This is a genomic window from Kitasatospora aureofaciens, from assembly GCF_019192735.1.
GTDB classification, from domain to species: Bacteria; Actinomycetota; Actinomycetes; order Streptomycetales; family Streptomycetaceae; genus Kitasatospora; species Kitasatospora aureofaciens_A.
Map to the genome: position 1 here is coordinate 101,032 of NZ_JAHTKP010000013.1, position 26,115 is coordinate 127,146.

Here is a 26,115-nt window from a genome sequence, read left to right on the forward strand (position 1 = left end):
GTGGTAGTGCGGCTCAACGGCTCGGACCGGTACTGCTTCGGGCGAGCTCCCCGGCGGCGCATGTGCTGGTGGCACATGCTGCGGCAGGCTCCGCCGGGCGTCCCCGAGCACCCTGGCGGGGCCTCGGGGACGGCTGAGGGGCGGTCGCCGGGCGACTTCCGTCGCGGGCGACCGCCCCTCCTCGCTCCTGGTACTGCTGGCGGTGCGTCTGGTCGCTCAGCGACCACGGGCGGCGCGAGCGAGTCGGTGTGCGCCGTCGGGCTTGTCGCCGGGCGTGTTGTCCTCCGGTGCCGGGACGTCCTGGACGTTCCGGACGTCCCAGGCGCCTTGGACCTCCGTCAGCGGACGCCGACCCGGGAGGCGGCCGCCCGGCCGCCGGAACCCCGGCCCGCCGCGCGGGCGCCCGACCGTCCGGTGACCGTCCCGGAACTCTGCGGCGAACGGTTCTGCGGTGCCGGCAGGCCGTTCTGCACGTCCATCACGGCGTGCGCGACCATCCCGCCCAGCGGGTCGTACCGGATCAGGTCGCGCAGCCGCGACCGTGAGGACCGCCCCTCGTTGCCCGGGTACAGGTGCTTGCCCAGGCCCACCGAGTGGGCCAGCGCGGCGAGCGCGGCCGTCCGCGGGTCCGGCGGCACGCCGGTGCGGATCGCGGTGTCCAGCCGCTGCTTGATCGCGGCGTTGGTGCAGTCGTCGGACGCCTGGTAGCGCGTCGTCGGCAGCACCCCGCACACCTGGCCGGCCACGGCGGTCACCATGCCGCAGCGCTCCAGGTGCGCCAGATACGTCTGCCGAAGCCCCAGTCGGGGCCCGCCGATCCAGTGCACCGCACGGACCGGACTGCCGCGTCGGCGCAGCAGTTCCAGTGCGTGGTCCAGAGTCGGGTCGCCGGTCGGCCGTGCGAGCACCACGGCGATCCGGTCTCCCTCCGGTACGATCCGTCCGGCCAGGGACAGCTCGACGAGCTGTGCCCCGGCAAGTCCGAGGTCGAGGGTCTGCGGCTGCGCCGTGGTACCCGTGGTCGGGTCCAAAGCGAGCAGCAAGAGTTCCTCGGGAACAGTTCTGCGGCTCTTGCCCATCCAAGCCTCCCCGCGTGGATGAGAGACAGGGTGACGCCTCTCACACGGGCTTGTCGAGTACGCCTCCGAATCGTGACCTTGCGGTGAAGGCCGGGAACCGGGGGGCGCAGGCCCTGCGTCTGACCGGTGAACGGACCGCGATACGGCCGGGTGATGGCAATAAGGGCCGGTCGGGCGGGGTGTGCGCGGCCGGATCGGCCGGCGGTGGCGGAGACTGTACAGGTACATGGGGCGGGGCGTCGGCTTCCCGAAATCGGGTCTGCCGGTGCCCCGCCGGGCGTTGAGGAGGCTGGGTTACGTGGGCGAGTCCCCCGACAGGGTGCTGCGGGACGGCGAGGGGAAGCGGGACCGCGAACGCGAACGGACCGGGGCGACCGCCCGCGCCGGCACGGCCGCTGACGGGGCCTCCGATCTCTCCGCCGATGTCGCCTCCGACGTCTCCGCCGACGCGTCCGGCGAGGGGTCCGGCGACGCGCCGAAGGCGGGGGCCAAGGGTGGCTCGACCGTGCAGCTCCGTGTCCGGGATGTGGACAGCAGGACCACGATGCTGCGGCTGCCGGTGGACAACGCGACCACCGCGCTGCGGCTGCCCGAGGAGCTGGCGAAGCCGTCCGGCAGCGGGAGTTCCGAAGGTGAGGCGGACGAGCCGTCGGCCGAGGCTCCGGTGGAGGGGGAGAAGCCGGCGGCCGAGCGGAAGGCGGGCGCCGACCCGCGTCTCGCCATGCGGACGGGTGCGGCGAAGGCGGAGGACGAGGACGCGGAGGACGCGGAGGACGCCGAGGATGCGGCTTCCGAAGGCGACACGCCCGGGGACGACGCGCCCGAGGACGACGCGCCCAAGGACGATACGTCGAAGGACGACACGTCGAAGGACGACGAGCCCGCCGCGCCCGTGAAGCTGACCAAGACTGAGCCCGCCGAGACCAAGGCCGAGAACGCGGAGAGCGCCGAGACGGCGGCAAAGGCCGAGAACGCGGATAGCACCGAGACGGCGACAAAGGCCGAGAACGCCGAGAACGCTGAGAGCCCGTCGAAGGCTGAGAAGCTGGAGAAGCCCAAGCCGCTCAGCACTCCCCTCGCCCCCGCCGCCGGCACCGTCCCCGAGCCGCCGGCCCCCGCCCCGCTGCCCGAGCCCGCCCCCGTCCCGGAGCCGGTGCCCGAGCCGCACCCGGCGCCGAAGCCCGTCCCCGAACCGGAGCCGCAGCCCGGCCCGGAGCCGCTGCCGAAGCCGGCCCCCGTGCCCGAGCCCGGCCCCACCCCGGCCCCCGAACCGCTGCCCACCCCGGACCCGCGGCCGATCCCGCCGGTCCCGCCGCTGCCGAAGCCGGAGCCGCTGCCCGTCCCCGAGCCGCTGCCGTCGCCGGAGAACACCGCCGAGGCGATGGAGGTCCTGGCGGCCCTCAACTCCCGCCCGGTCTCCCCGCTGCGCCGCGCGCTCAAGCGGGTCACCATCTGGACGCTCTTCCTCGCCGTGGTGCTCGGCGCCGCGGTCGTGGCCCAGCTGCTGCGCCCGCTGCCGGACGCGAAGGTGAAGATGACCGCCGCGAGCGGCTACAGCTTCCCGGGCGACCAGCTCGACCTGGCCTGGCCGGCCAAGGGCCAGTCCGCCGCCGAGGTGGTCGGCGTCGGCAGCCTCGGCAGCTCCGGTCCGGAGACCCCGGCCTCGATCGCCAGCGTCACCAAGGTGATGAACGCGTACCTGATCCTGCAGAAGTTCCCGCTGAAGAAGGGGGAGAGCGGACCGAAGATCACCGTCGACAAGCAGGCCGCGCAGGAGTCCGGCAACGTCGACGAGTCGAAGGTCACGCTCACCGAGAACCAGGTGCTGACCGAGTACCAGGCCCTGGAGCTGCTGATGCTGCCGTCGGCCAACAACGTGGCCCGGCTGCTCGCCCGCTACCACTCCGGCTCCGAGGCGGAGTTCGTCAAGCAGATGAACGACACCGCGGCCAAGTTCGGCATGACCAACACCGCCTACGCCGACCCGGCGGGCTACAACGCGGACACGAAGAGCACCGCCAAGGACCAGCTGAAGCTGGCCGAGCAGGTCATGCAGGACGAGATCTTCCGGCAGATCGTGTCCACCCCGGACACCACCTTCAACAACCAGAAGATCCCCAACACCAACAACCTGATCAACCCGAAGACCGGGGTCATCGGCGTCAAGACCGGCTCCAGCACCCCGGCCGGCGGCTGCCTGATGTGGGCCGCCTACAAGGAGATCGGCGGCGTGAAGCGGCTGATCCTCGGCGTCACCCTCGGCCAGCAGGCCACCTCGCCCAACCCCGGCGACGGGATCCTGCCGACCGTGCTGAAGGTCAGCGGCAAGCAGATCCAAGCCGCGCAGAACGGCGTGACCGGCCAGACCCTCGCCAAGAAGGGCGACGTTGTCGGCTCCGTGGACAACGGGCTCGGCGGCACGGTCCCGGTCGTCGCGACCAAGGACCTCGTCGTGGCCGGCTTCCCCGGCATCACCGGCACCCTCGCCCTGGACGCTACGAAGGTCGGCCACAAGGCGACTGCCGGCACCGAGGTCGGCACGCTGCGCGTGGGTTCGGGCGACAACAAGACGGAGGTCCCGGTGGCCCTCCAGTCGGACCTGAACCCGCCGTCCATCCAGTCCCGCCTGACCCGGACGCTCTGACGCCCTGAGAAGTACGGAAAGGGGAGGGGGAGCCGGCCGGACCGGCTCCCCCTCCGCCGTTTCTTCAGCGCGCGCCACCCCAACTGCCCGGCTCGGTACGGGTGCCCAGCCACCGGGCCAGCGGCGCCTCCTCCGGGGCCACCCTCGGCGGGCGGGCGGGCGGGCGGGCCGGTCGGCCGGTCGGTCACGGGTGCCCTCCTCGGCCGCGGACGGGCGTCCGGGCGCCCTGATCACGAGGCTCCATGGCCACCCGGCGCCTGGGTGGCCGCATCCGGGAGCGATCGATGCTCCCGGTGGCCTCAGCCCGTCCGGTCGAGCAGCGCGAGGGTGACCCCGCCGAGCGGCGTCACCCGGTCGGGGGCGCCGTACCGCGCCCGGAATACCTGCGCCTGCTCCGGGGGGATGGCCGACAGCGGGTCCGTGGTATCCCCGAGGACCAGCAGCCAGATCCGCGGCCCCTGTCCCAGGCAGGCGGCCGGCTGCGCGCAGAGCGTCGGCGACAGATCCTCCGCCTCGGCCGCGCTCTCCGCCACGAACACCGGATACGGACGGACGTCCGACGGCAGGTAGTAGCTGACGCCCGGCCCGACCATCGCCCAGCTCTGCTCCCCGAGCGGCACGGCCACCCCGTCCCCCGGCCGGTACCCGGCGGCGATCAGGTCGGCGGCGGCCCGGAACGGCTCCTCGGAATCCGAGTGCGAACTCACGTGGCGGATCGCAGACTGCTTCGGCAGTGCCGCCACCACGGGTACCGCGAGCAGCCCCAGCGCCAGCAGCGCCCCGACCGTCCGGGCCTGCCGCGGCGTCCGGCCGCGCCGGGCCAGGCCCGTCACCGCCTTGTACACCGCCGCCAGACCGCCCCCGGCCAGCACCGCCCAGGCGGGCAGCGTGAACAGCAGGTACCGGTCGATGAAGTACGACGTGCCGCCCCGCGACACCACCCACACACTCACCACCGGCAGCTCCGCCAGCAGCAGCGCCTGCCACGCCTGCACCCGCCGCCCCGGCAGCACCAGCGCCGGCAGCGCCAGCAGGGCGAGGGCCTGGAACACGTGCGGCGCGCCGGCCAGGTGCTCACCGAACCGCACCAGCAGCCGGAACGACGGCGTCTCGATCCAGCCCAGCTGCCGGTCCGACTGTCGGCTGCCCATGAAGACCACCGGCAGCACCGGCAGCGCCGAGACCGCCACCGCCGCCGGGAACTGCCACAGCAGCCGCCGCTGCACCGCCCCGCGCGTCTGCCACAGGTGCAGCAACACCACCGCCACCTGCCCGGCCACCGTGCTGAACGAGATCAGATGCCCCGCACCCGCCAACGCCATCGCCACGCAGTACGGCGTCCACCGCCGCCACCCCGGCCGCTCCAGCGCCCGCAGCAGGAACCAGGTGGCCGCCGCGATCGCGCACGTCACCAGCGCGTACACCCGCGCCTCCTGCGCGTACCGCGACACCTGCGGCACTGCGGCGAACAGCAGCCCCGCACCCACCGCCGCGACCCGCCCGCCGAACAGCCGCTCGGCGGACAGCGCCACGAATGCCGCCGCCCCGGCCATCGCCAGCACCGACGGCAGCCGCAGCGCCACGACGGAGTCCCCGAACACCACCGTCCAGCCGTGCATCAGCAGGTAGTACGCGCCGTTGCTCGCGTCTATGTGTTGCAGCAGCCGCAGCAGATCCGTCAGCGACCGGGTGGCCACCGTCCACGTCGCCACCTCGTCCCGCCACAGCTCCGGCGTCCCCAGCCGGTACAGGCCGACCCCGAGCATGACCACCGCCGGCCACAGCCACACCTGCCCCAGCAGTCGGCCGACCGGGTGCGCAGCAGGTCTCATCGGTTCCTTCGATCGGCGGACGAGGTTCGAACACTCTCTCGGCAGGCTACTTGACCCGTCCTGACGCCCCGTCGGCACCCGTACCATCGGCCGCCACCCCCCACCCCACCCCGATCCGGTACGCTGTGAACGGCCCTGTCACCACACGGCCCCCGCCTCAGTAGCTCAGGGGATAGAGCACGGCTCTCCTAAAGCCGGTGTCGCAGGTTCGAATCCTGCCTGGGGCACAGATCGCAGAGGCCCTCCGCCCGCCCGGGTGGGGGCCTCTCGGCGTTCCGTGCCTGGTCAGGGCGGGGACGGGCCGAGCTGCGAGGGCAGCTGCGGTAGCTCGTCCTGAGCGGGGCCGCGATCTCGCGCTGGGGTGACGTTCCTGATCGCCTCGGTCAGCGGGAGCGGGGCGCCGGTGGACTCCTTCAGCCAGACCGCTTCCGCTGCGCCGGCAGCTGCTGAAGGACGGGCGGTGGCCGGGTGCGCCCGGTGAGGTGTTGCTCGACGCCGACACCGCGCGCCGGATCGACGCTGCCCCCGGGGCCGACGTGCGGCTCGCCCGCGCGGACGGCTCCACCACCACCGCCCTCCCGGTCCTGGCCGCCCTGTCCCTGACCACCCTGACCGGCCTGACCGGCATCCTCCCCGCCCGCCGCGTCGTCCGGCTGACAGCCGTAGCAGCGATGCAAACAACCTGAGCCACAGTCACTCCCCGAGCTGGGCGCGCGACCCGGGCGGTGGTGCGCTCAGGCCAGGGTGACGTGGGTGCGGGGGCCGGGTGGGAGGTGGGTGGGCAGGTCGGCGAGGAGGGTTTCGGTTTCTCGGGTGGTGCGCAGGACGGTGGGGTCGAGGGTGGCGAGGAGGACTTCGCGGCGGTCCTCGCCTGCCTCGGCGAGGAGGCGGCCGTCCGGGGTCCAGACTGCGCTGCCGCCGCAGGTGTGCCAGCCGCCGGTGGTGCCGATGTGGTTGGCGAGCACCGTGTACAGGGTGTTGTCGAGTGCGCGGGCGGGGAACCAGGTGCGGGACTCGTGGTGGCCGTGGCCCACGCTGAACAGGGCGCCGACGAGGTAGGCGTGGCAGCCGTCCAGGGCGGCGGCGCGGGCGTGCTCGGGGAAGCCGGAGTCGTAGCAGACGCCGAGGCCGAGCCGCCAGCCGTCGAGCTCCAGGGTGCAACCGTCCGTTCCGGGGCGGTAGTAGTCGCGTTCGGCCTTGAACAGGTGCTGCTTGTCGTAGCGGGTGACGAAGGCGCCGTCCGGGCCGAACACGAGGGCGGAGACGCGCAGATCGGGGCCGTCCTGCACGGCGGCGCCGACCACGGCGGCCGTGCCCGTGGTGCGGCAGGCCTCGGCGATCGGCGCGAGGCGCGGATCGCCGGGCTGCACGGCGTACTTGAGCGGATCGCTGCTGATCAGCTCGGGCTCGTAGCCGGAGAGGAACTTCTCGGCGAAGAGCACCAGCCGGGCGCCGGAGGCGGCGGCCTCGCGGATCAGTTCGGCGGCGGTGGCCGCGTTGGCGGGGATGTCGCCGGCCACGGCCTGGGCCTGGACGGTGGCGATCGTCAACGGCCGTTCGGGGTAACGAGCGTGGGGCGCGACAGCGGGTTCCTGGGTACGGGACATGCCTACCACGCTAGACGGCCCTCAGCGGACGGCCCCGTCGGGGTGGTCGGCGCTCTCGTCGCGGGAGCCGCCGCCACGGGCCGGGCGGATCGACTGGGCGACGACACGCTGAACCCGGGGCCTGGTCCGCCAGTTGACCCGACGGACGTCCCGGGCCAGGGCGCCGGGGCACCAGAGTTCGGTCACGGCGGTGACGGCGCCCAGCACCATGCCGGCGGCCAGCCAGCCGCCGAGCACGTCGCTCGGCCAGTGCACGCCCAGGGCGACCCGGGTCCAGCCGATGGTCAGCACGGTCACCACGGCCACCGTGCAGGCGGTGATCCGGGCGCGGCGCCCGGCCCGCGGCCAGACCAGGGCGACCAGCACGGCGCAGGTGATCGCCGAGGCCATGGCGTGCCCGGAGGGGAAGGCCGGGCCGCCGGCGTGTGAGACCGGGTCGCTGAACGTCGGCCGCTGACGGCCGATGGCGAGCTTCAGCGTCCACTGGGCACCCCACCCGACCAAGGCCTGGGCGGCGACCCACGCGGCGAGCACCCGGGCGCCGATCAGCCAGAGCCAGCCGGCCGCGATGGCCAGCAGGGTACGCATCGTGAGCGTGCCGCCGATGTCGGAGAGGGTCTGCACCGAGGCGGTCCAGGCGCGGTGCTCCCTGGCGTAGGTGTGCAGTTCGCCGATCCAGTCCCGGTCGAGCCGGTCGAGCGGTGCCCAGTGTTGGGTCACCAGGGCGGCCAGCAGACCGAACAGCGCGGCACAGCCCACCGCGAGCGCCGCGTCCCGGAGGAGGCGACGGTGACGCGCAGTGATGGAGGACGAGCTGTTGGTCAGGTGCATGCCTGACACCTTCCCAGCGTCCCGCGCCGATCGGGCGCCGGAGTGATAGCGATTCGGCATCGTTTGTGGGGAGGATCTGAGTGCACCGGGGCGTGAGCGCGGGCGGGAACCGGGATGTACGGGAACGAGCGCAGCGGTTCGCGGGTTCTGCAAGTATCCGCTCCGAACCGGTCGTTCGGTGCGCACCCGAGGCGCCCGGCCGGTCACCCTGCGTCCAGAAGTTGCGTGAAAACCGGCAGGATACTGCATCGCTGGGAAGAATCTGAGCGACTTGGGAATGTTGTCCGGAATCTGTTCGTTGGATCGTTACGTGTGAGCCCCGCGGGGCCCGCATTTCTTGCCCGCTCGGGGCAGGCAGGCAGACCTCGGCAACACCAGCAAAGGGAGCAAGCATGGCCACCCGTGCCGTCGTTCGCGACAGGGCCGACCGGACTCGCGCGGCCCGCCCGACCAACCTTGAGGCCGACCGTGACCTGGTCGGCATGTACCTCGACGAGATCGCCAGGACGCCCCTGCTCGATGCTGCCGAGGAGGTCGAGCTCTCGCTGCGGATCGAGGCCGGCGTGTACGCCCAGCACCTGCTGGACGCGGGCGAGTTCCCCGACGGCGTCAAGCGCGAGGAACTGGAGGCGATAGCCGAGGACGCCGAGCGCGCCAAGGACGTCTTCATCCGCTCCAACCTCCGTCTTGTGGTTGCGGTCGCCCGCCGCTACCCGCGCAGCGGCCTCCCGCTGCTGGACCTCATCCAGGAGGGCAACGCGGGCCTGGTGCGGGCCGTCGAGAAGTTCGACTACGCCAAGGGATTCAAGTTCTCCACCTATGCCACCTGGTGGATCCGGCAGGCGATCACGCGGTCGATCGCCGACCAGTCCCGCACCATCCGGCTGCCCGTCCACCTGGTCGAGGAGCTGGGGCGGATCCGCCGCGTGCAGCGGGAGAAGTCCAAGGAGCTGGGCCGTGAGGCCGAGCCGGCCGAGATCGCGGCCGAGCTGGACACCACCGAGGCCCGGATCAAGGACGTGCTGGACTGGGCGCGCGACCCGGTCAGCCTGAACATGTCGGTCGACGACGAGGGCGAGACCCAGTTCGGCGACCTGGTCGAGGACACCGGGGCGACGTCCCCCGAGGACGCCGTGATGGTCATGCTCCGCCGCGAGGAGCTGGACGACCTGATCGGTCGGCTGGACGACCGTACGGCCTCGATCATCCGCTCCCGCTACGGTATGGAGGACGGCCGCGAGCGCACCCTCACCGAGGTGGGCAAGCAGCACGGCCTGACCCGTGAGCGGATCCGGCAGATCGAGAAGCACGCGCTGGCCGAGCTGAAGAAGATCGCCGACCACGCCGGCTTCGAGGCGGCCTGAGCGGCTGCCCGAATAGCCGACTGACAGGTGGGCCGTGACCTGGGCCCCGGTGGGGAGCGCTCCGCACCAGGGCCTGCGGCATGCCACGAGCCTCTTAGGCTGGAGGGACAGAACGATCGGGGTGAGCCACGTGGGTGAGCAGGAACAGGGACGGCAGCCGGAGCCGGCCGAATCGGACCCGGAGGCGGCGGCGAAGGCGAAGGCCAGGGCCAAGGCGCGTCTCGTCTTCGGCGACCCGCTGGACCGGCAGTCCAGGGACGACACCAACACCGGCTGGGGCGACCGCCCCGGGGCGGGGGACGGCGGTGGGCGAGGGCTGGACTGGTACCTGAGCCAGCGCCCGCCGCACCATGGGGACTGAGCGGGGCTAACGGGGACAGGCGTTAACGGGGACGGGCTTAAGGCGACGGGTCGAAACGGTGCTCAGCGCTGCTGCGTGACCAGCGCGTCGCGGATCTCGGTGAGCAGTTGGACATCCTTGGCCTCGGCCGCCGCCGACACCTCGGCGGGGCTCTTGCGCTTGGCGGCGAGCCTGTTCATGGGCACGATCAGGAAGAAGTAGACGACGGCCGCCGTGATCAGGAACTGCAGGGCTGCGCTGAGCAGCGAGCCCCACAGGATGAAGATGCCGCGCGTGACCTCACCGGTGGCGCTCACCTCGCAGGGCCCCTTGAGGCAGGAGCTGTAGGACGCCAGGTCCTTGGCCCCGAAAACGCCGACGATCGGATTGATCACGCCCTTGACGAAGGCGTTGACGATGTTGGTGAAGGCCGCGCCGATGACGACGGCGACGGCGAGTTCGACGACATTTCCACGCAGCAGGAATTCCTTGAAGCCTTTCATGCCGCCGTGAACGACGAAGTCGCTCCGAGGTCACGGGTGATCTTCCGATGCTTCGGATTGACAACCCGTCCGGCTCACCGCACCGCCCGGCGGCGGCAGCCCGGCCCGCGCCGGATCGACCGCGAGCGCCGCGGCCACCGCGAGCAGCACCAGCGCCGGCACCCCGGCCCGCCGCCGGACGGCGTGCCGCCAGCGGTGCCACCCGCCGGCCCCGCGCCGGATCGGCGGGAAGCGCGGCACCTCCCGCCGGGGCGGCACGGCGGGCGCCGGCAGGGGGACGGAGAAGCTGAGAGTCGTCATGGGGTCACCTCCGGGGAATCCGGCCCACCCGGGCCGGTCGGTCTCTGGTGACCCCTACGATGCGCGCCCGCCCGGAACACCGAAAGACGTTATCCGCAGCCTGTGGAAAACCGTGGGGGTGTGGACAACTTCGCCCACTCGCGCGCATGACTTCAGCCGGCCCGTGATGACGCCAGGGGCATCTGAACCGAGGCCACGCGAACCTAGAGCATGCGAACCCAGGGCATGCGAACCCAGGGCATGCGAACCCAGGGCATGCGAAAGGCCCGCCGACCCCGCCGAAACGCGGGGCCAACGGGCCTTTCGTGGGTCTGCTGAGGTCAGCTCGCGGCCGGAGCCGGGCTCGCCGAGGAGGTCGAGCTGCTCGACGAGCCGCCCGAGGACGACGCCGACGAGGACGACGCCGACGACGTCGAGGAGCCGGAGGACGAGCCGGAGCCCACCGAGCTGCTGGAGGACGAGCGGCTGTCGGTCCGGTAGAAACCGGAGCCCTTGAAGACCACGCCCACGGCCGAGAAGACCTTGCGCAGCTTTCCCTGGCAGTCGGGGCACGTGGTGAGCGCCTCGTCGGTGAACTTCTGCACCGCCTCCAGGCCGTTACCGCACTCGGTGCACTGGTACTGGTACGTGGGCACTTGACTTCCTCCTGGCACTCGCGCCTGATGAGTGCTAACGATGGTCAATGATGCGGTATTCCGCTGGATCAGTCCAGCGACTCCGGTGTGAGATGGGCCCGGTTCGGGCATCCGCCACGGCTGGTTCAGCCCTTGGCGGCGCCCACCAGCTGCGGTGCCCCGCCCAGTTCGGAGGAGCCCGCGACCACGGTGCTCGCACCGCCCGGCGCGACCAGCAGATGCCGCAGCGAGACCAGCGCGAGCAGGCCCAGCCCGGCGCCGCCCACCGGCACCAGGAACCCGACCGACGGCCCGTGGCCGTCGATCAGCCGCCCGGCCACCATGGCGCCGGTCGCCAGTCCGAGGCCGATGGCTCCGGTCAGCCAGGTGAAGGCCTCCGTCTTGGCGCCGTCCGCCACCAGCGTCTCGACCAGGGTGTAACCGCTGATCAGGGTCGGCGCGATGGCCAGCCCGCAGACCAGTCCGGCGACCGTCACCGCGACCAGGTTGGGCATCGCCCACAGCGTCGAGCACCCCAGCACCAGCAGCGCGTAGCTGGTGATCATCCGCTGCTGGACGGACCGCCGCCAGGCGATCACGCCGTACAGCACACCGGCCAGCATCGAGCCGCCGGCGAAGATTCCGTACACGGTGCCTGCGGCGCCGTGCTGCCCGACCGAGTCGGCGAAGGCGGTCATCGAGACCTGCATGCCGCCGAAGACGGCACCCACTCCGAGGAAGGACCCGGCCAGCAGCCGGACGCCGGGCGAGGCGAGCGCGGAGGTGCGGCGGGCGCCGGGCCGGTGGGTCTGCCGGGCGGGCGCGGTGCGCCGCTGGGCCGCGAAGGCCAGACCGCCGACGACGGTCAGCGCGGCCTCGGCGATCAGCCCGGTCGCCGGGTTGATCGTGGTCGCGATCCCCGCGGCCAGGATCGGGCCGACCACGAAGGTGAACTCGTCCGTCACGGACTCGAACGCGAACGCGGTACTCACCTTCCCCGCAGAACCGGCCGATCCTTCCGAACCGGCCGACTCCGCCGTGAACAGCGAGATCCAGCGGGCCCGGACCATCGCCCCGATCTGCGGAATGCTGGCGCCGGCCGGGGCCGCGGCCGCGAACAGGCTCCAGGTCGGCGCGTGGCCGAGCACCAGCGCGATCAGCGTGCCGACCGACACCGCGTGCACGACGACGGTCGGGACCAGCACCGCGGCCTGCCCGAAGCGGTCGGCGAGCCGTCCGGTCTGCGGCCCGATCAGGGCCTGCGCGACGGCCGCGACGGCGGCGACCGTGCTTGCGGTGCCCCACGAGCCGCCGGCGCCCGTGATGAGCATGAGGATGCCCATGCTGAGCATCGCGTAGGGCAGCCGCGCGATGAACGCGGGCGCCAGGAACGTCCAGGCACCCGGCGTGCGCAGCAGCGCGCCGTACCCGACGCGGGCGGGGCCGGCGTCGGGGGCGGTGCGGGTGTCCGTGGCGTCATCGACCGTTCGGCGGGCCGTCACGGTCGGTCCTTCCTGCTGCCTGGTAGCGCGGAAGGGGCATGGGGTGGCCCCGACGGCGCCGAGAGTCGTCCTCTCGCGCGTCGACCGGGGTAGATACCGGGCCGGTCCGGCGTGGTTGCCGGGGACCGGGCCGCAGCCGCCGAGCGGTCGCGCCAACTCTGCATCAGGCAGATGCTGGGGTGGTCTAACGGTAGTTAAACGGAGTATCCCGGCCAGCATACAGTTACGCGCGTAGATTGCCTAGATCCAAGCCGGAAGCCCAGATCCAGCCCAGAAAGCCAGGTCGAACCCCGAAACCCAGGCCCAACCCGGAAACCCAGGCCCAACCCGGAACCCCAGGCCGAACCGCCGCCTCACCGCCCGTGCAGCCACCCCGCGAGCTTGCCGCCCTTGTCCACGGCCCGCAGTCGCCGCTCCGCCGCCTCGCCGACCTCGTCCGTCGTGACGACGAGCAGCTCGTCCCCGGCGCGCAGCACGGTCGTCCGGTCCGGCACGAAGGAGTTCCCCTCCCGCACGACCAGGGTGACCGCCGCCCCCTTGGGCAGCCGCAGCTCGCTGACCTCCACCCCGGACATCCGCGAGGCGGGGGAGAGCGCGACCGACAGCAGGTGGCCGTGCAGCTTCTCCAGCGGCGCGGACTCGATGTCGAGGTCCTGGCCCATCGCGCCCTCGCCGATCCGCAGCCGCTTGGCCACCCACGGCAGGGTCGGGCCCTGGAGCAGGGTGAAGACGACGACCAGGATGAAGACGATGTTGAACACGTCCTGGGCCATCGGCGCGCCCGAGACCATCGGGATGGTGGCGAGCACGATGGGCACCGCCCCGCGCAGCCCGGCCCAGCTCAGCAGGGCCTGTTCCCGACCGGGCACCTTGAACGGCGTCAGCGTGAGCACCACGGAGAGCGGCCGGGCCAGGAAGACCAGCACGGCGCCGATGACCAGCGCGGGCACCACGGCGGAGCCCATCGTCTCGGGCGTGCAGAGCAGGCCGAGCAGGACGAACATGCCGATCTGCCCGATCCACGCCAGGCCGTCGGCGAAGCCGCGGACGGCCGGGCCGTGCGGCAGCTTGGAGTTGCCGAGGATCACCGCGCTGATGTAGACGGCGAGGAAGCCGGAGCCGTGCAGCAGCGCGCCGCCCGCGTACGCGAGCACCGTCAGCGCCATCACGGCGATCGGGTACAGGCCGGAGGACGGCAGGGCGACGTGCTTGATCCCGTACGCGCCGAGCTTGCCGACCGCGAGGCCGACCGCCGCGCCGATCGCCAGCTCGGCGATGATCGTGCCGACCAGGACGTACCAGGAGTCCAGCTCGCCGGTGGTGGCGAAGGCGACGACGAGGATGACGACGGGCGCGTCGTTGAAGCCGGACTCGGCCTCCAGCAGACCGGTGAGCCGGTGCGGCAGCGGGACCATCCGCAGGACGGAGAAGACCGCCGCGGCGTCGGTGGAGGAGACGATCGCGCCGAGCAGCATCGAGGTCCGCCAGTCCAGGCCGACCAGCCAGTGCGCGCCGGCCGCGGTGGCGAACACGCTGACGCCGACGCCGACGGTGGCGAGCACGGTGGCCGCCGGCATCACCGGCTTGACCTCTCTCCAGCTGGTCTTCAGACCGCCCTCGGCGAGGATGACCACGAGGGCCGTGTAGCCGAGCACCTGGGTCAGTTCGGCGTTGTTGAAGGTGATGCCGATGCCGTTCTGGCCGAGCGCCACGCCGATGCCGAGGTAGATCAGCAGGCTGGGCAGCCCTGATCGGGTCGAGATGCGTACGGCGACCACCGCGACCAGCAGGATCGCGGAGAACTCAAGGAGCAGCTGGTTCAGGTGGTCGATGTTCACGCAGGGGCACCTCGGGCAGGCAGCGGGCGGGCGGGGTGTCTGGTGGTGCAGAGGGTGGTGCTTCGCGGACGACCCGTTAAGAAGGCGTCAATGCTCCTCTTGCGGATCGTTACTCATTCTAACATTTTGCCATATCTTTAGTTTGGTTCCTCGGGCAGGCCCCACCAAGCCCCCGTGCACGCCACCCGGCCGACTCGGCCTAATGTGGTGCCCTGTCACGGCCGAAGGCCCTGGACACGCCCGCCCGCCCCGAAGTCGAGGACCGCAAGGACCCAGATGCCCCGCTCGAAGAAGTTCCGGCGCGCCCGTCTGATCGTGATCGTGCTGGTCGTGCTGCTGGTGGCCGGCGTCGGCTACGGCGGCTACCGCGGGGTCTCCGCGGTCCGCGCGTCCTACCCGACGGTCGACGGCAGCGTGAAGGTGGCGGGCCTGAGCGCGCCGGTCGACGTCAAGCGGGACGCCAACGGCATCCCGCAGCTCTACGCCGACACCTCCGAGGACCTCTTCCGCGCCCAGGGCTACGTCCAGGCGCAGGACCGCTTCTGGGAGATGGACGTCCGCCGGCACATCACCGCCGGCCGCCTCTCCGAGATGTTCGGCGACAGCCAGGTCGACACCGACACCTTCATCCGCACCATGGGCTGGCGCCGGGTGGCGGAGCAGGAGATCAAGAAGCTGTCGCCGGAGACCAACAAGTACCTCCAGGCCTACGCGGACGGCGTCAACGCGTGGCTGGGCGAGCACCCGGGCGGCGAGAAGGCCTCGCTGGAGTACACGCTGCTCGGCGCCGTCAACAGCAGCTACAAGCCCGAGCAGTGGACCCCGGTCGACTCGGTGGCCTGGCTCAAGGCGATGGCCTGGAACCTCTCCGGGAACCTCCAGGAGGAGATCGACCGCTCGCTGCTGGCCCAGGACTTCAGCCCGGAGAAGATCGCCGAGCTGTACCCGGAGTACCCGTACAGCCGCAACGGCACGATCCTGAAGACCGGCACCGTCGTCGGCGACACCTACCGCCCGGCCGACGGCTCCACCCAGGCGGCGGCCCCCGGCACCGCCACCGCCCAGGGCGCGGCCACCACCAAGGCGCTGCTCCAGGGCCTCACCGACCGGATCGACGCCATGCCGCAGCTCCTCGGCCGCCCGGGCCAGGGCATCGGCTCCAACTCCTGGGTGGTGGCGGGCACCCACACCACCACCGGCAAGCCGCTGCTGGCCAATGACCCGCACCTCGGCCCCGGCCTGCCGTCCGTCTGGTACCAGATGGGCCTGCACTGCCGCACCGCCTCGCCGGCCTGCCAGTTCGACGTCTCCGGCTTCACCTTCGCCGGCATGCCGGGCGTGATGATCGGCCACAACAAGGACATCGCCTGGGGCTTCACCAACCTCGGCGCCGACGTCACCGACCTGTACCTGGAAAAGGTCACCGGCCCGGACACGTACCAGGTCGACGGCAAGGACGTGAAGTTCGACCTCCGCAAGGAGACCATCAAGGTCGCCGGCGGCGAGGACCGCACCATCACCGTCCGCACCACCCAGACCGGTGCTCCGCTCATCTCCGACCAGAGCACCGAGCAGCAGAACGTCGGCAAGTACGCCCCGAACGGCAGCGCCGCCCCCGACCGCGGCACCGGCGGCTACGGCGTCGCCCTGCAGTGGACCGCACTCAACCCCGGCAAGACGATGGACGCCGTGTTCGAGCTGGACAAGGCGAAGAACTGGGACGAGTTCCGGGGTGCAGCCAAGGACTTCGCCGTCCCCGCGCAGAACCTGATCTACGCCGACGCCAAGCACATCGGCTACCAGGCCCCGGGCGACATCCCGATCCGCGGCAAGGGCGACGGCGGCACCCTCCCGGCCCCGGGCTGGGACTCCGCCTACCAGTGGAAGGGCTCGATCCCCTTCACCGCCCTGCCGTACGGCCTGGACCCGTCCGCCGGTTACATCGTCACCGCCAACCAGGCCGTGGTGGACCAGAGTTACAAGTACAACCTGACCAAGGACTGGGAGTACGGCACCCGGGCCAAGGAGATCACCGACCAGATCGAGGGCCTGCTCAAGAACAACGGCAAGATCTCGCCGGACGACATGCAGACCCTGCAGCTGGACAACACCAGCATCATGGCCAAGACCCTGGTCCCGCTGCTGCTCAAGCAGCAGATCGACGACCCGTACGTGCGCGAGGCCCAGGACCTGCTGAAGGACTGGAACTACCACCAGGACGCCGACTCGGCCGCCGCCGCCTACTACAACGGCGTCTGGCGCCAGCTGCTCAGCCTCGCCTTCGGCCAGAAGTTCCCGGCCGACCTGCGGGCGAAGGGAAACTGCCTGCTGGTCCGCCAGCAGGACGACCCGACCAAGCCGGACAGCTCCAGCAAGATCGTCACCGAGTGCGGCACCCGCGACCCGGGCAAGGCCCAGCCGGACGGCGGCGACCGCTGGACCGAGGTGGTGCGCCAGCAGCTGGACAAGCCCGACAGCTCGTGGTGGACGTACATCGACTCGCAGCACAAGGAGCAGAAGGGCCTGGACAACCTGCTCAAGGAGGCGATGAAGAACGCCCGCCAGGACCTGACCTCGCTGCTCAGCAAGGACGTCTCCACCTGGAGCTGGGGCCGTCTGCACAAGCTGGAGCTGCGCGAGCAGACCCTCGGCAGCGACGACTCGTCGATCGCCTCCGGCCTGGTCCACAAGCTGCTGAACCGCGGCCCGTACCGCCTCTCCGGCGGCTCGGCGGCGGTCGACGCGGCGGGCTGGAACGCGGCGGCCGGCTACCAGGTGGACTGGATCCCGTCGATGCGGATGGTGGTCGACCTGAGCGACTTCGACTCCTCGCGCTGGATCAACGTCGGCGGCGCCTCCGGCCACGCCTTCCACGACAACTACAACGACCAGACCGACCTCTGGCTCAAGGGCAAGCTGCTGACCTGGGCCTACTCGCCGGACGCGGTCGAGAAGGCGACCAAGCACAAACTGGTCCTCACCAACGGCTGACGCACCACGCCACGGCGGCCCCGCTCGGAATGAGCGGGGCCGCCGCCGTTTCCCGCTGCCGCCGTTTCACCCCAGCCCGTGCCGCCCCGACGGCGTGACCGCCACGTCGACCGGCCGGTCGTGCGACTCGCCCGGCACCTCCGCCAGCAGCTCGTGCTCGTACAGCAGCACCGCCAGCACCGGCCGCGCCCCCGCCCGCTCCAGCCGCGCGAGCACCCGGTCGTAGCTGCCGCCGCCCCGACCCAGCCGCAGCCCGTGCCGGTCCACCGCCAGCCCCGGCAGCAGCACCACCGCCGCGTCCGTCACCGCCTCCGGACCCAGCCGCGGCCCGACCGGCTCCAGCAGCCCGCGCCCGGCCGGGGCCAGCGCGTCCGCCCCCTCGTACACCGCCCAGTCCAGGTCGTTGTCGGCCAGCAGCACCGGCAGCAGCACCCGCACCCCGCGCGCCCGCAGCGCGTCCAGCAGCGGGCCCGTCCCCGGCTCGGCGCCGACCGAGACGTACGCGGCGACGGTGGCGCCCGGTGCCGCCAGCTCCCCGGCGTGCAGAGCCAGCTCGCGCGCCGTCTCCGTGCGCTGTTCCATGGTGAGTGCACGACGGTCGGCCAGTAGCCGTGTCCTCAGCGCACGCTTCTCGTTGTACATGGGATCTCCTCCGCAGCTCTGCGCCCGACGGGCCTTCGACGTGCCTCCGACGGCAGAGCCTGACACGCGAAAGGGCGGCCCGATTGCCCACCCCGCTCCTGGTCCAGGCCCTGGCCGCGCTGAGCGTCCCCGCGCTGGCCGGCACCGCCGTGCTCGGGCTGCGGCTGCGCCGGACGGGCGAGCAGGCCGCCGGCCGGGAGGCGCGGCTGCACGAGCGGGTCGCCGAGCTGGAGGGCCGCTGCGCCGAGCTGGAGCGCACCGCGTCCTGCGACCCGCTCACCGGCGTGTGGAACTACCGGCACCTCCAGCTCACCCTCGACCGGGAGATCGAGCGCTCCCGCCGCGCCGAGCACACCGACCAGCAGGACGGGCCGCGCCCGCTGGCCGTGCTGCTGCTGGAGATCGCGGGCTTCGACGCGGTCGTCGCCGAGCACGGCCGCGGCCGGGCCAGCGCGATACTGCGCGACCTCGCCCAGCGGCTCGCGATGGAGATCCGCCGCGCCGACACCCTCGGCCGGTACAGCGGCGAGGAGTTCCTGGTGGTCCTGCCGGACACCGGCGCCGATGGCGCCGCGCAGGTCGCCGAACGGCTGGTCTGGTCGGTCCGCCGGCACCTGCTGCTCGACTGGTCCTCCGGCCCCCGCGAGCCCCGCCCGGCGCAGGGCAACGGCCTGACCGCCGCCGTCGGCGTCGCCGTGCTCCCCGAGGACGGCACGCACGCCGCGGTCCTCCTCCGAGCCGCCGACCGGGCGCTCGCCGAGGCCCGCGCGGCGGGCGGCGACTGCTGGCGCAGAACGCGTCCACCACACCTTCCCGAGCCCCTCACTTCCGGTACGGAGAACGGGTCGACTGCCGAACGTGACCGTTCGGAAAAGCCGGGTAGTCTGTCGCCCTGTGCCGGCGGGGACCCCCTCACCACGCCGGTCGTTTCCCAGACGCCTGCCACCGCGGCCGGCCCCGGCGACGGGCCCTCCCAGTCGTCCGGATCGTGCCCGGACGGGTGAAAACGTGCCTTAGTAAGGTTTACGCATGACGACGACCAACTCTCGAATTCCGGTAACCAAGGCCGTGGTACCCGCGGCCGGACTGGGCACCCGCTTCCTCCCGGCCACCAAGGCCACGCCGAAGGAGATGCTGCCCGTCGTCGACAAGCCGGCCATCCAGTACGTCGTCGAGGAGGCCGCCGCCGCCGGGCTGTCCGACATACTGATGGTCACCGGCCGCAACAAGCGCGCCCTGGAGGACCACTTCGACCGCGCCTACGAGCTGGAGGAGCTGCTCGCCCGCAAGGGTGACGAGGACCGCCTGCGCCGGGTCCGGGAGTCCGTCGATCTGGCCAACATGCACTACGTCCGCCAGGGCGACCCGAAGGGCCTCGGCCACGCCGTCTCGGTCGCCGAGCAGCACGTGGCCGGCCAGCCCTTCGCCGTCCTGCTCGGTGACGACCTGATCGACCCGCGCGACCCGCTGCTCGCCCGCATGATCGAGGTCCAGCAGGAGCTCGGCGGCTCGGTCGTCGCCCTCATGGAGGTCGACCCCTCCCAGATCCACCTGTACGGCTGCGCCGCCGTCAAGCCGAACGGCTTCGGCGAGGACGTCTTCCAGGTGACCGACCTGGTCGAGAAGCCCGACACCGCCGACGCCCCGTCGAACTACGCCGTCATCGGCCGCTACGTCCTCGACCCGTCGGTCTTCGACGTGCTGCGCGAGACGAAGCCCGGCCGCGGCGGCGAGATCCAGCTCACCGACGCCCTCCGCGAGCTGACCACCCGCTCCCCGGAGACCGGCGGCCAGGTGCACGGCGTGCTCTTCAAGGGCCGCCGCTACGACACCGGTGACCGCGCCGACTACCTGCGCGCTATCGTCCGACTGGCCTCCGAGCGCGAGGACCTGGGCCCGGAGTTCCGCTCCTGGCTGCGGGAGTTCGTCGCCTCCGAGCTGCAGGACTGACACACCGACAGAGAGCGAGCCGCCGATGACCGGGTCCACGGAGCACACCACCAGCCCCACCGCAGCCTGCTGCGACGGCGCCGCGGACCCGGCACCGGCGGCTCCTCGCCTCTGGACCGTCGACGAGCACCTCGCCGACGTCCTGTCCTCGGTCGGCCCGCTGCCCGCCATCGAGCTCCAGCTGCTCGACTCCCGCGGCTGCCGGCTCGACGAGGACGTGCTCGCGGGCGGTGACCTGCCGCCCTTCGACAACAGCTCGATGGACGGTTACGCCGTCCGCACCGCCGACACCGCCCGGGCAACCGCCGAGTACCCCTCGGTGCTCGTCGTGGTCGGCGACATCGCCGCCGGCGCCGGGGAGCTGCCCCGGGTCGGCCCCGGCCAGGCCGCCCGGATCATGACCGGCGCCCCCGTCCCGCCCGGCGCCGAGGCCGTCGCCCCGGTCGAGTGGACCGACGGCGGCACCGGCACCGGTGTGGCAGCCGACGCGATGACCGCGGCCGTCGAGGACGAGGAGGTCCGGGTCCTGCGCCCGGTCGCCGAGGGCGCGCACATCCGCCGCCGCGGCAGCGACGTCGCGGCCGGCTCCCGCGTCCTGGAGGCCGGTACCCGGCTCGGCCCCACCCAGCTCGGCCTGCTCGCCGCGATCGGCCGGGCCACCGTGAAGGTCTGCCCGCGCCCGCGGGTCGTGGTGCTGTCCACCGGCAGCGAGCTGGTCCAGCCCGGCGAGACGGTCGGGCCCGGCCAGATCCCCGACTCCAACAGCTTCACCCTCACCGCTGCCGCCCAGGAGGCCGGCGCCATCGCCTACCGGGTCGGCGGCGTCCCGGACGACGCGGCCCGGCTGCGCGCCGTCCTGGAGGACCAGCTCGGCCGTGCCGACCTGATCGTCACCAGCGGTGGGGTCAGCGTCGGCGCGTACGACGTGGTCAAGGAGGTCTTCGAGTCCTACGGGGGTGTCGACTTCCGGAGGCTGAAGATGCAGCCGGGCAAGCCGCAGGGCTTCGGCCGGATCGGCGGTGCGGCCGGTGTGCCGCTGCTCGCCCTGCCCGGCAACCCGGTCAGCGCGTACATCTCCTTCGAGCTGTTCGTCCGCCCGGTCATCCGCACCATGCTCGGTGCCGCCGACGTCCACCGCCCGGTGGTCCGCGCGCTCTGCCCGGCGGCGCTGCGCTCCCCGGCCGGCCGGCGGCAGTTCCTGCGCGGCCGCTACTCGGCGGCCGACGGCACGGTCGAGCCGGTCGGCGGCGCCGAGTCCCACCTGGTCGGCGCGCTGGCCCGGGCGAACTGTCTGATCACCGTCCCCGAGGACGTCACCGAGCTGCCCGCCAGCAGTGAGGTGGACGTGGTCCTGCTCGACTCCTGAGGCTCGTCCGAGGCTCACCGGGCGGGGCGCCCGTCCCGTGATCCGGCCCCTCCCGCGCGGCGGGGCGGGGGAGCTGTACGGTAGCGCGGTATTCGATCTGCGCGCCCCTGGAGCCACCCGTGACGACACCTCCCCCCGGCGACCGCCTCACCCACGTCGACGACCAGGGCGCGGCCCGGATGGTCGACGTCTCCGAGAAGGCCACCACCGCGCGCACCGCCGTCGCGGCCGGCCGGGTCCGGGTCTCCCCGAAGGTGGTCGAACTGCTGCGCGGCGAGGGCGTGCCCAAGGGCGACGCCCTCGCGGTCGCCCGGATCGCCGGGATCATGGGCGCCAAGAAGACCCCCGACCTGATCCCGCTCTGCCACCCGATCGCCGTCTCCGGCGTCAAGGTCGACCTCGCCGTCGCGGACGACGCGGTCGAGATCACCGCCACCGTGCGGACCGCCGACCGCACCGGAGTCGAGATGGAGGCGCTGACCTCCGTCACGGTGGCCGCGCTGACCGTCATCGACATGGTCAAGGCGGTGGACAAGGGCGCCACCATCGAGTCCGTCCGGGTGCTCAGCAAGACCGGCGGCAAGAGCGGCGACTGGTTCGCGCCGGAGGTGGCGGAGTGAAGGCATCGGCCGGGAAGGCACTGGCAGTCACGGTGTCCAACCGCGCCTCGGCCGGCGTTTACGAGGACAAGGGCGGCCCACTGCTGGTGGCCGGCCTGACCGCGATGGGGTTCACCGCCGACGGCCCCCGGGTCGTCCCCGACGGCGAACCGGTGGAGGCCGTCCTGCGCGAGGCCGTCGCGGCCGGCTACGACGTGGTGCTGACCACCGGCGGCACCGGCATCTCGCCGATGGACCTCACCCCCGAGATGACCGCCCGGGTGATCGACCGGCAGATCCCCGGCATCGCCGAGGCGATCCGCGCGTACGGCCGCGACAAGGTGCCGACCGCGGCCCTCTCCCGCGGGCTCGCCGGCCTCGCCGGACGTACCCTGATCGTCAACCTGCCGGGCTCGACCGGCGGAGTCAGGGACGGCCTGGCCGTCCTGGAGCCGCTGCTCGCCCACGCCGTCGACCAGCTCGGCGGCGGGGACCACCCCCGGCCCGACGCACCGGCTTCCGGGAGAGCGCACTGAACGCCGGCTGGCCGGTCGAGCTCCACGAGGGGGAGGTCGCGCTGCGCCCGATCCGGGCCCGCGACCAGCGCGAGTGGCAGGAGGTCAGCCGCCGCAACCGGGACTGGCTGCGCCGCTGGGAGGCCACCGTGCCGCCCGGACCGGCCGGCCAGGCCGCCGGGCCGCGCCCGACCTTCCGGCAGATGGTCCGCTTCCTGCGCGGTGAGGCCTCGGCCGGCCGGATGCTGCCCTTCGTCGTGCTCTACAAGGGCCAGCTGGTCGGCCAGCTGACCGTCGGCGGCATCACCTGGGGCTCGATGTGCTCTGCCAACGTCGGCTACTGGATCGACGAGGCGGTGGCCGGGCGCGGCATCATGCCGACCGCCGTGGCGCTTTCGGTGAACCACTGTTTCCGCAACCTCGGCCTGCACCGCATCGAGGTCTGCATCCGCCCGGAGAACGGCCCGAGCCGCCGGGTGGTGGAAAAGCTCGGCTTCCGCTCGGAGGGAATCCGCCCGCGCTATCTCCACATCGACGGCGACTGGCGGGACCACCTCGTGTACGCGCTGACCGCCGAGGAAGTTCCCGAGGGGATGCTGGAGCGCTGGCGGGCGCTCAGTTCCGGCTACGGACCGGGTAATTGAATATATGTTCGAATCAAATATCGATATGGCATCGGCGCAGCGACGGACGGGCACAAATACCGGCAAAATAGTCGGAGAATCAGCTTGATCACACGACACGCCGTGCCAAATTGCTGCCAGGCCTTCCCTGGCGCCCTACGGTGTGAATCGTGAGCAGTAGCGGCCTTATCTACGCCGTCATCGTAGGGGCCTGGGCCGCCTATCTGGTGCCCATGTGGCTCCGCAGGCAGGACGAACTCAACGAGGCGCGCCCGACGGAACGCTTCAGCACCGCCATCCGCCTGCTGGCCGGGCGTTCGGCGCTGGAGCGGCGGGCGGCCCGGGCCCTGGGCGACGAACCGCGTGGCGACGAGCAGAGCAACGACGGCCCTCCCGGACGGGACGGGGCCGCCTCCGGCGACCCCGCGGAGCGGGCGGCCGAACCCCCGGCGGAACCCCCGGCCGAACACCGGGTCGAACACCCGGTGGAGCGCCCGGCCGAACGGCCGGCTCCCGTGCCGCCGGCCGGCACCGAGCGCCGGGCGCGGCTGCTGGCCCGCCGGCGCCGGATGGTCACCGTCCTCTTCCTGGCCTTCGCGCTCGGCGCGGTGGTCGCGGCGGTGGCCGGACTGGCCTTCCTGTGGGTCCCGGCCGTCCCGGCGGTCCTCCTCACCCTCTACATCGGCCACCTGCGCAAGCTGGAGCGCCAGCGGTACGAGGTGAAGCTCGACCGCGCCCGGGCCGCGCAGGCCGCCGAGCGGCTGCGCAAGCGCGAGCGGCAGCGCGCCGAGGCCCGGGCAGCCGAGGAGGCCGCGACCGAGGCCGTCACCGCCCCGGCGCCGGGGCCGGCCGACGAGCCGCGCGTCGGGCGCCGCCCGCACCTGCGGCTGGCCACCGAGCCGGAGGAAGCCGCGGTCGCCGTCCCGTCGGCCTCGGCGGTGGCGGAGGCGACCGAGCACGAGGAGTGGGTCGACGGCATGCGTGAGCGCGGTGCGGCCGGCCCGGACTCCTGGGAACCGGTGCCCGTCCCGCTGCCGACCTACGTCACCGCGCCGGTCGCCCCCCGGGTCTCCCGCGGCCTCGACCTGTCGGCCCCCGGCACCTGGACCGCGGGGCGCCCGACGGAATCGCGCAACACCCCGCTGTTCGACCAGTACGCCGAACCCCCGGCCTCCGAGTCCCGCCCGCGCGCCGCCAACGAGTGACCGGCTCCGGCCCCCGACCAGCAGTGCGATCCGGAGGGTGGTCACAGACCCCCTCCGAAAGGTGCTAGAGTTTCTTCTCGTTGGGGCTGTGGCGCAGTCCGGTAGCGCACCTCGTTCGCATCGAGGGGGTCAGGGGTTCGAATCCCCTCAGCTCCACCCAACGGACCGGTTCCGACCGGTTCACCGAAATCCCGCCCGGAGGCAACTCCGGGCGGGATTTCGCGTTTTGGGGATCCGGGCGGATCCGGGACCGGTCTGTGTCGGAGGTCACGCCGTGCCCGGGACGGTTTCTGACGCGGTTTGGACGCGAGGTCGAGGGGCCGGGTCGGCGGTGGTCCGGCGGCGGATCCCGGGGCGGACTGAGCCGCGGTCGGCCCCTCAGAGGGGTCGGTTATGGTGGGTGGGCCCAGACGCTGACGACGGAATGATCTGGTCTATCTCAACGGGGTGCCATCGCGGTGCGAGAGTTCGGTCTTACACGGTGGGCACGGCAGGCAGAAACGGAGGGGCCCAACGGCGCCTCGGCACCCGCAAGATCGAAGTCCTGGACCATCGTAGCGGCTTGCGTGGCAGCGGTGTCACTGGCGGTGTTCGCCCTGGTGCGGCACTTCACCGGGGCGACCATGGTCGACATGCTGGTCTACCGGGCCGAGGGCGCCGCGGTCGTCCGCGGCGAGGACCTGTACGCGATGCGCCTGCCCGGGTGGGACCTGCCGGCCACCTACCCGCCGTTCGCCGCGATGCTGTTCGTGCCGAGCACCTGGTTCGACGTGAGCACCCTGCGCGTCCTGGTGCAGCTCCTCAACCTCGGCCTGCTCGGCCTGGCCGTCTACCTTTCCCTCCGTCTGATCGGGTGGCCCGGCGCACGTCACCGTCCGGCCGCCGCGATTCTCGCGACGGGCCTCGGCGTCTGGCTGGAGCCGGTGTACACCACCTTCCAGTACGGCCAGGTCAACCTCGGCATCCTCTGCCTGGTCCTGTGGGACCTGACCCGGCCGGACCGGAGCCGGTTCAAGGGCGTGGGCATCGGCCTGGCCACCGCCATCAAGATCACGCCCGGCCTGTTCGCCGTGTACCTGCTCCTGACGGGCCGTATCAGGGCCGCCCTGGTCTCGGGCGGCACGTTCCTGGCGGCCGGTCTGATCGGATGGCTCGTGCTGCCCGACGCCTCCATCGGGTTCTGGACCAAGTACCTCTGGGACCCGAGCCGGGTCGGCGTCACCGTCCTCGTGGACAACCAGTCGCTCCGGGGGGCCGTCTGCCGGCTGCTCGACGTCAACGACCCGGGCCTGGTCGGGCTCGCCGCCTCCGCCGTCGTCGGGACGCTAGGCCTTGCGGTGGCCGTCCTGGCCGGGCGCTCCGCCCGGGTGCTGCGCCGGGCCGACGCGTGGGGCGCCGTCTGCGCCGCGTTCACCGCGCTGCTGGTCTCGCCGATCAGCTGGACCCACCACTGGGTCTGGTGCATCCCGCTCATCGCGCTGCTGGTCGTGGAGGCCAGGACCAGGGCGCGGCGGGTGCTGCTCGGCGTGACGCTGGTGGTGTTCCTCTCCCACATCATGTGGGTGGTGCCGCACCGGTGGGGGCGCGGTGTCGCCTGGTACTGGCAGCTGCCCGGCGCGATCTACCCGCCCATGGGCATTGCCGTTCTCGTCGTCGTGGGGCTGCGGCTGTACCGCGCATACCGTCAGGCCGGCAACGGGTCCGGAGGTGCCTGGGCCCTCTCGCGCAGCACGGCCGATCATGATGCCGCACTGACGAATCAGATCTGAC

Annotated in this window: 23 protein-coding genes and 2 tRNA genes; 15 read left to right on the plus strand and 10 right to left on the minus strand. The window is 72.4% G+C overall.

Features of this window, described 5'->3' with window-relative positions; genetic code table 11:
• Positions 1-338 precede the first annotated feature (338 nt).
• The gene (locus KV557_RS16235) at positions 339-1,079 is read right to left on the minus strand and encodes a GOLPH3/VPS74 family protein (protein ID WP_218200777.1); all 741 of its coding nucleotides are present in this window, start codon (positions 1,077-1,079) and stop codon (positions 339-341) included.
• Between the two features lie 298 nt (positions 1,080-1,377).
• Here KV557_RS16235 and KV557_RS44460 point away from each other — a divergent pair, with 298 nt between their 5' ends.
• Positions 1,378-3,723: a serine hydrolase gene (locus tag KV557_RS44460; protein ID WP_218200778.1), complete on the plus strand. Its 2,346-nt coding sequence runs from the start codon at positions 1,378-1,380 to the stop codon at positions 3,721-3,723.
• 299 nt (positions 3,724-4,022) lie between these two features.
• On the opposite strand, the gene KV557_RS16245 is transcribed toward KV557_RS44460, so the two are convergent.
• Positions 4,023-5,555 carry a glycosyltransferase family 39 protein gene (locus KV557_RS16245; protein ID WP_218200779.1) on the minus strand — a complete coding sequence of 511 codons (1,533 nt, stop codon included), beginning with the start codon at positions 5,553-5,555 and terminating at the stop codon, positions 4,023-4,025.
• Positions 5,556-5,709: 154 nt separating this feature from the next.
• Between KV557_RS16245 and KV557_RS16250 the strand changes: the two genes are divergently transcribed.
• Both KV557_RS16250 and KV557_RS16255 read left to right on the plus strand, forming a co-directional pair.
• Positions 5,710-5,782, plus strand: a tRNA-Arg gene (locus tag KV557_RS16250).
• 255 nt (positions 5,783-6,037) lie between these two features.
• Positions 6,038-6,241 carry a hypothetical protein gene (locus KV557_RS16255; RefSeq protein ID WP_218200781.1) on the plus strand — a complete coding sequence of 68 codons (204 nt, stop codon included), beginning with the start codon at positions 6,038-6,040 and terminating at the stop codon, positions 6,239-6,241.
• 48 nt (positions 6,242-6,289) lie between these two features.
• Here KV557_RS16255 and KV557_RS16260 read toward each other — a convergent pair whose 3' ends face one another.
• Together KV557_RS16260 and KV557_RS16265 are read right to left on the minus strand one after the other, a co-directional pair.
• Positions 6,290-7,162: a carbon-nitrogen hydrolase family protein gene (locus KV557_RS16260; RefSeq protein ID WP_218200782.1), complete on the minus strand. Its 873-nt coding sequence runs from the start codon at positions 7,160-7,162 to the stop codon at positions 6,290-6,292.
• 21 nt (positions 7,163-7,183) lie between these two features.
• Positions 7,184-7,993 (minus strand): phosphatase PAP2 family protein, encoded by an 810-nt coding sequence (locus KV557_RS16265; RefSeq protein WP_218200784.1) that lies wholly within the window; start codon positions 7,991-7,993, stop codon positions 7,184-7,186.
• A 392-nt stretch (positions 7,994-8,385) separates the two neighbouring features.
• Between KV557_RS16265 and KV557_RS16270 the strand changes: the two genes are divergently transcribed.
• Together KV557_RS16270 and KV557_RS16275 are read left to right on the plus strand one after the other, a co-directional pair.
• Positions 8,386-9,357, plus strand: a complete 972-nt coding sequence (locus KV557_RS16270; RefSeq protein WP_218200786.1) for a sigma-70 family RNA polymerase sigma factor — start codon at positions 8,386-8,388, stop codon at positions 9,355-9,357.
• Positions 9,358-9,487: 130 nt separating this feature from the next.
• The gene (locus KV557_RS16275; RefSeq protein ID WP_218200788.1) at positions 9,488-9,718 is read left to right on the plus strand and encodes a hypothetical protein; all 231 of its coding nucleotides are present in this window, start codon (positions 9,488-9,490) and stop codon (positions 9,716-9,718) included.
• Positions 9,719-9,780: 62 nt separating this feature from the next.
• On the opposite strand, the gene mscL is transcribed toward KV557_RS16275, so the two are convergent.
• The 5 genes from mscL to KV557_RS16300 all read right to left on the minus strand — a co-directional run bounded on the left by mscL (position 9,781) and on the right by KV557_RS16300 (position 14,454).
• The gene (mscL, locus tag KV557_RS16280; RefSeq protein ID WP_218200790.1) at positions 9,781-10,200 is read right to left on the minus strand and encodes a large conductance mechanosensitive channel protein MscL; all 420 of its coding nucleotides are present in this window, start codon (positions 10,198-10,200) and stop codon (positions 9,781-9,783) included.
• 30 nt (positions 10,201-10,230) lie between these two features.
• The gene (locus tag KV557_RS16285; protein WP_218200792.1) at positions 10,231-10,500 is read right to left on the minus strand and encodes a hypothetical protein; all 270 of its coding nucleotides are present in this window, start codon (positions 10,498-10,500) and stop codon (positions 10,231-10,233) included.
• 320 nt (positions 10,501-10,820) lie between these two features.
• Positions 10,821-11,135 (minus strand): FmdB family zinc ribbon protein, encoded by a 315-nt coding sequence (locus tag KV557_RS16290; protein WP_218200795.1) that lies wholly within the window; start codon positions 11,133-11,135, stop codon positions 10,821-10,823.
• 125 nt (positions 11,136-11,260) lie between these two features.
• A complete protein-coding gene (locus KV557_RS16295) occupies positions 11,261-12,616 on the minus strand; it encodes an MFS transporter (protein ID WP_308129925.1) in 1,356 nt (451 codons plus the stop codon).
• A gap of 353 nt (positions 12,617-12,969) precedes the next feature.
• Complete coding sequence (locus tag KV557_RS16300; RefSeq protein ID WP_218200797.1) at positions 12,970-14,454, minus strand: potassium/proton antiporter; 1,485 nt, start codon at positions 14,452-14,454, stop codon at positions 12,970-12,972.
• A gap of 276 nt (positions 14,455-14,730) precedes the next feature.
• Here KV557_RS16300 and KV557_RS16305 point away from each other — a divergent pair, with 276 nt between their 5' ends.
• Entirely contained in the window at positions 14,731-17,445 is a 2,715-nt protein-coding gene (locus KV557_RS16305; protein ID WP_218200799.1) for a penicillin acylase family protein, read from the plus strand.
• Positions 17,446-17,511: 66 nt separating this feature from the next.
• Here KV557_RS16305 and KV557_RS16310 read toward each other — a convergent pair whose 3' ends face one another.
• The gene (locus tag KV557_RS16310; protein ID WP_218200800.1) at positions 17,512-18,087 is read right to left on the minus strand and encodes a 5-formyltetrahydrofolate cyclo-ligase; all 576 of its coding nucleotides are present in this window, start codon (positions 18,085-18,087) and stop codon (positions 17,512-17,514) included.
• 83 nt (positions 18,088-18,170) lie between these two features.
• Between KV557_RS16310 and KV557_RS16315 the strand changes: the two genes are divergently transcribed.
• The 9 genes from KV557_RS16315 to KV557_RS16355 all read left to right on the plus strand — a co-directional run bounded on the left by KV557_RS16315 (position 18,171) and on the right by KV557_RS16355 (position 26,114).
• Positions 18,171-19,091: a GGDEF domain-containing protein gene (locus KV557_RS16315; RefSeq protein WP_218200803.1), complete on the plus strand. Its 921-nt coding sequence runs from the start codon at positions 18,171-18,173 to the stop codon at positions 19,089-19,091.
• A 25-nt stretch (positions 19,092-19,116) separates the two neighbouring features.
• A complete protein-coding gene (gene galU / locus KV557_RS16320; protein WP_218200804.1) occupies positions 19,117-20,037 on the plus strand; it encodes a UTP--glucose-1-phosphate uridylyltransferase GalU in 921 nt (306 codons plus the stop codon).
• A 25-nt stretch (positions 20,038-20,062) separates the two neighbouring features.
• Positions 20,063-21,403, plus strand: a complete 1,341-nt coding sequence (gene glp / locus KV557_RS16325) for a molybdotransferase-like divisome protein Glp (protein WP_218200806.1) — start codon at positions 20,063-20,065, stop codon at positions 21,401-21,403.
• Between the two features lie 179 nt (positions 21,404-21,582).
• Positions 21,583-22,023: a cyclic pyranopterin monophosphate synthase MoaC gene (gene moaC / locus KV557_RS16330; protein ID WP_256177508.1), complete on the plus strand. Its 441-nt coding sequence runs from the start codon at positions 21,583-21,585 to the stop codon at positions 22,021-22,023.
• Complete coding sequence (locus tag KV557_RS16335) at positions 22,020-22,538, plus strand: MogA/MoaB family molybdenum cofactor biosynthesis protein (RefSeq protein WP_218200811.1); 519 nt, start codon at positions 22,020-22,022, stop codon at positions 22,536-22,538. The genes moaC and KV557_RS16335 overlap by 4 nt, the downstream gene beginning before the upstream one ends.
• Positions 22,535-23,161, plus strand: a complete 627-nt coding sequence (locus tag KV557_RS16340) for a GNAT family N-acetyltransferase (protein WP_218200935.1) — start codon at positions 22,535-22,537, stop codon at positions 23,159-23,161. Before KV557_RS16335 ends, KV557_RS16340 begins: the two co-directional genes overlap by 4 nt.
• 149 nt (positions 23,162-23,310) lie before the next feature.
• The gene (sepX, locus tag KV557_RS16345) at positions 23,311-24,345 is read left to right on the plus strand and encodes a divisome protein SepX/GlpR (protein WP_218200813.1); all 1,035 of its coding nucleotides are present in this window, start codon (positions 23,311-23,313) and stop codon (positions 24,343-24,345) included.
• 82 nt (positions 24,346-24,427) lie between these two features.
• Positions 24,428-24,501: transfer RNA gene (locus KV557_RS16350), tRNA-Ala, on the plus strand.
• A gap of 410 nt (positions 24,502-24,911) precedes the next feature.
• Positions 24,912-26,114 carry a glycosyltransferase 87 family protein gene (locus tag KV557_RS16355; RefSeq protein WP_308129926.1) on the plus strand — a complete coding sequence of 401 codons (1,203 nt, stop codon included), beginning with the start codon at positions 24,912-24,914 and terminating at the stop codon, positions 26,112-26,114.
• Position 26,115: the final 1 nt, after the last annotated feature.

Bases quoted from the DNA above. Each gene is read 5' to 3' on its own strand.
- galU (WP_218200804.1), top strand. From the start codon at position 19,117: ATGACGACGACCAACTCTCGAATTCCGGTAACCAAGGCCGTGGTACCC.
- moaC (WP_256177508.1), top strand. From the start codon at position 21,583: ATGGTCGACGTCTCCGAGAAGGCCACCACCGCGCGCACCGCCGTCGCG.
- KV557_RS16305 (WP_218200799.1), top strand. From the start codon at position 14,731: ATGCCCCGCTCGAAGAAGTTCCGGCGCGCCCGTCTGATCGTGATCGTG.
- mscL (WP_218200790.1), bottom strand. From the start codon at position 10,200: ATGAAAGGCTTCAAGGAATTCCTGCTGCGTGGAAATGTCGTCGAACTC.
- KV557_RS16310 (WP_218200800.1), bottom strand. From the start codon at position 18,087: ATGTACAACGAGAAGCGTGCGCTGAGGACACGGCTACTGGCCGACCGT.
- KV557_RS16285 (WP_218200792.1), bottom strand. From the start codon at position 10,500: ATGACGACTCTCAGCTTCTCCGTCCCCCTGCCGGCGCCCGCCGTGCCG.
- KV557_RS16270 (WP_218200786.1), top strand. From the start codon at position 8,386: ATGGCCACCCGTGCCGTCGTTCGCGACAGGGCCGACCGGACTCGCGCG.
- glp (WP_218200806.1), top strand. From the start codon at position 20,063: ATGACCGGGTCCACGGAGCACACCACCAGCCCCACCGCAGCCTGCTGC.
- KV557_RS16265 (WP_218200784.1), bottom strand. From the start codon at position 7,993: ATGCACCTGACCAACAGCTCGTCCTCCATCACTGCGCGTCACCGTCGC.
- KV557_RS16245 (WP_218200779.1), bottom strand. From the start codon at position 5,555: ATGAGACCTGCTGCGCACCCGGTCGGCCGACTGCTGGGGCAGGTGTGG.
- KV557_RS16235 (WP_218200777.1), bottom strand. From the start codon at position 1,079: ATGGGCAAGAGCCGCAGAACTGTTCCCGAGGAACTCTTGCTGCTCGCT.
- KV557_RS16260 (WP_218200782.1), bottom strand. From the start codon at position 7,162: ATGTCCCGTACCCAGGAACCCGCTGTCGCGCCCCACGCTCGTTACCCC.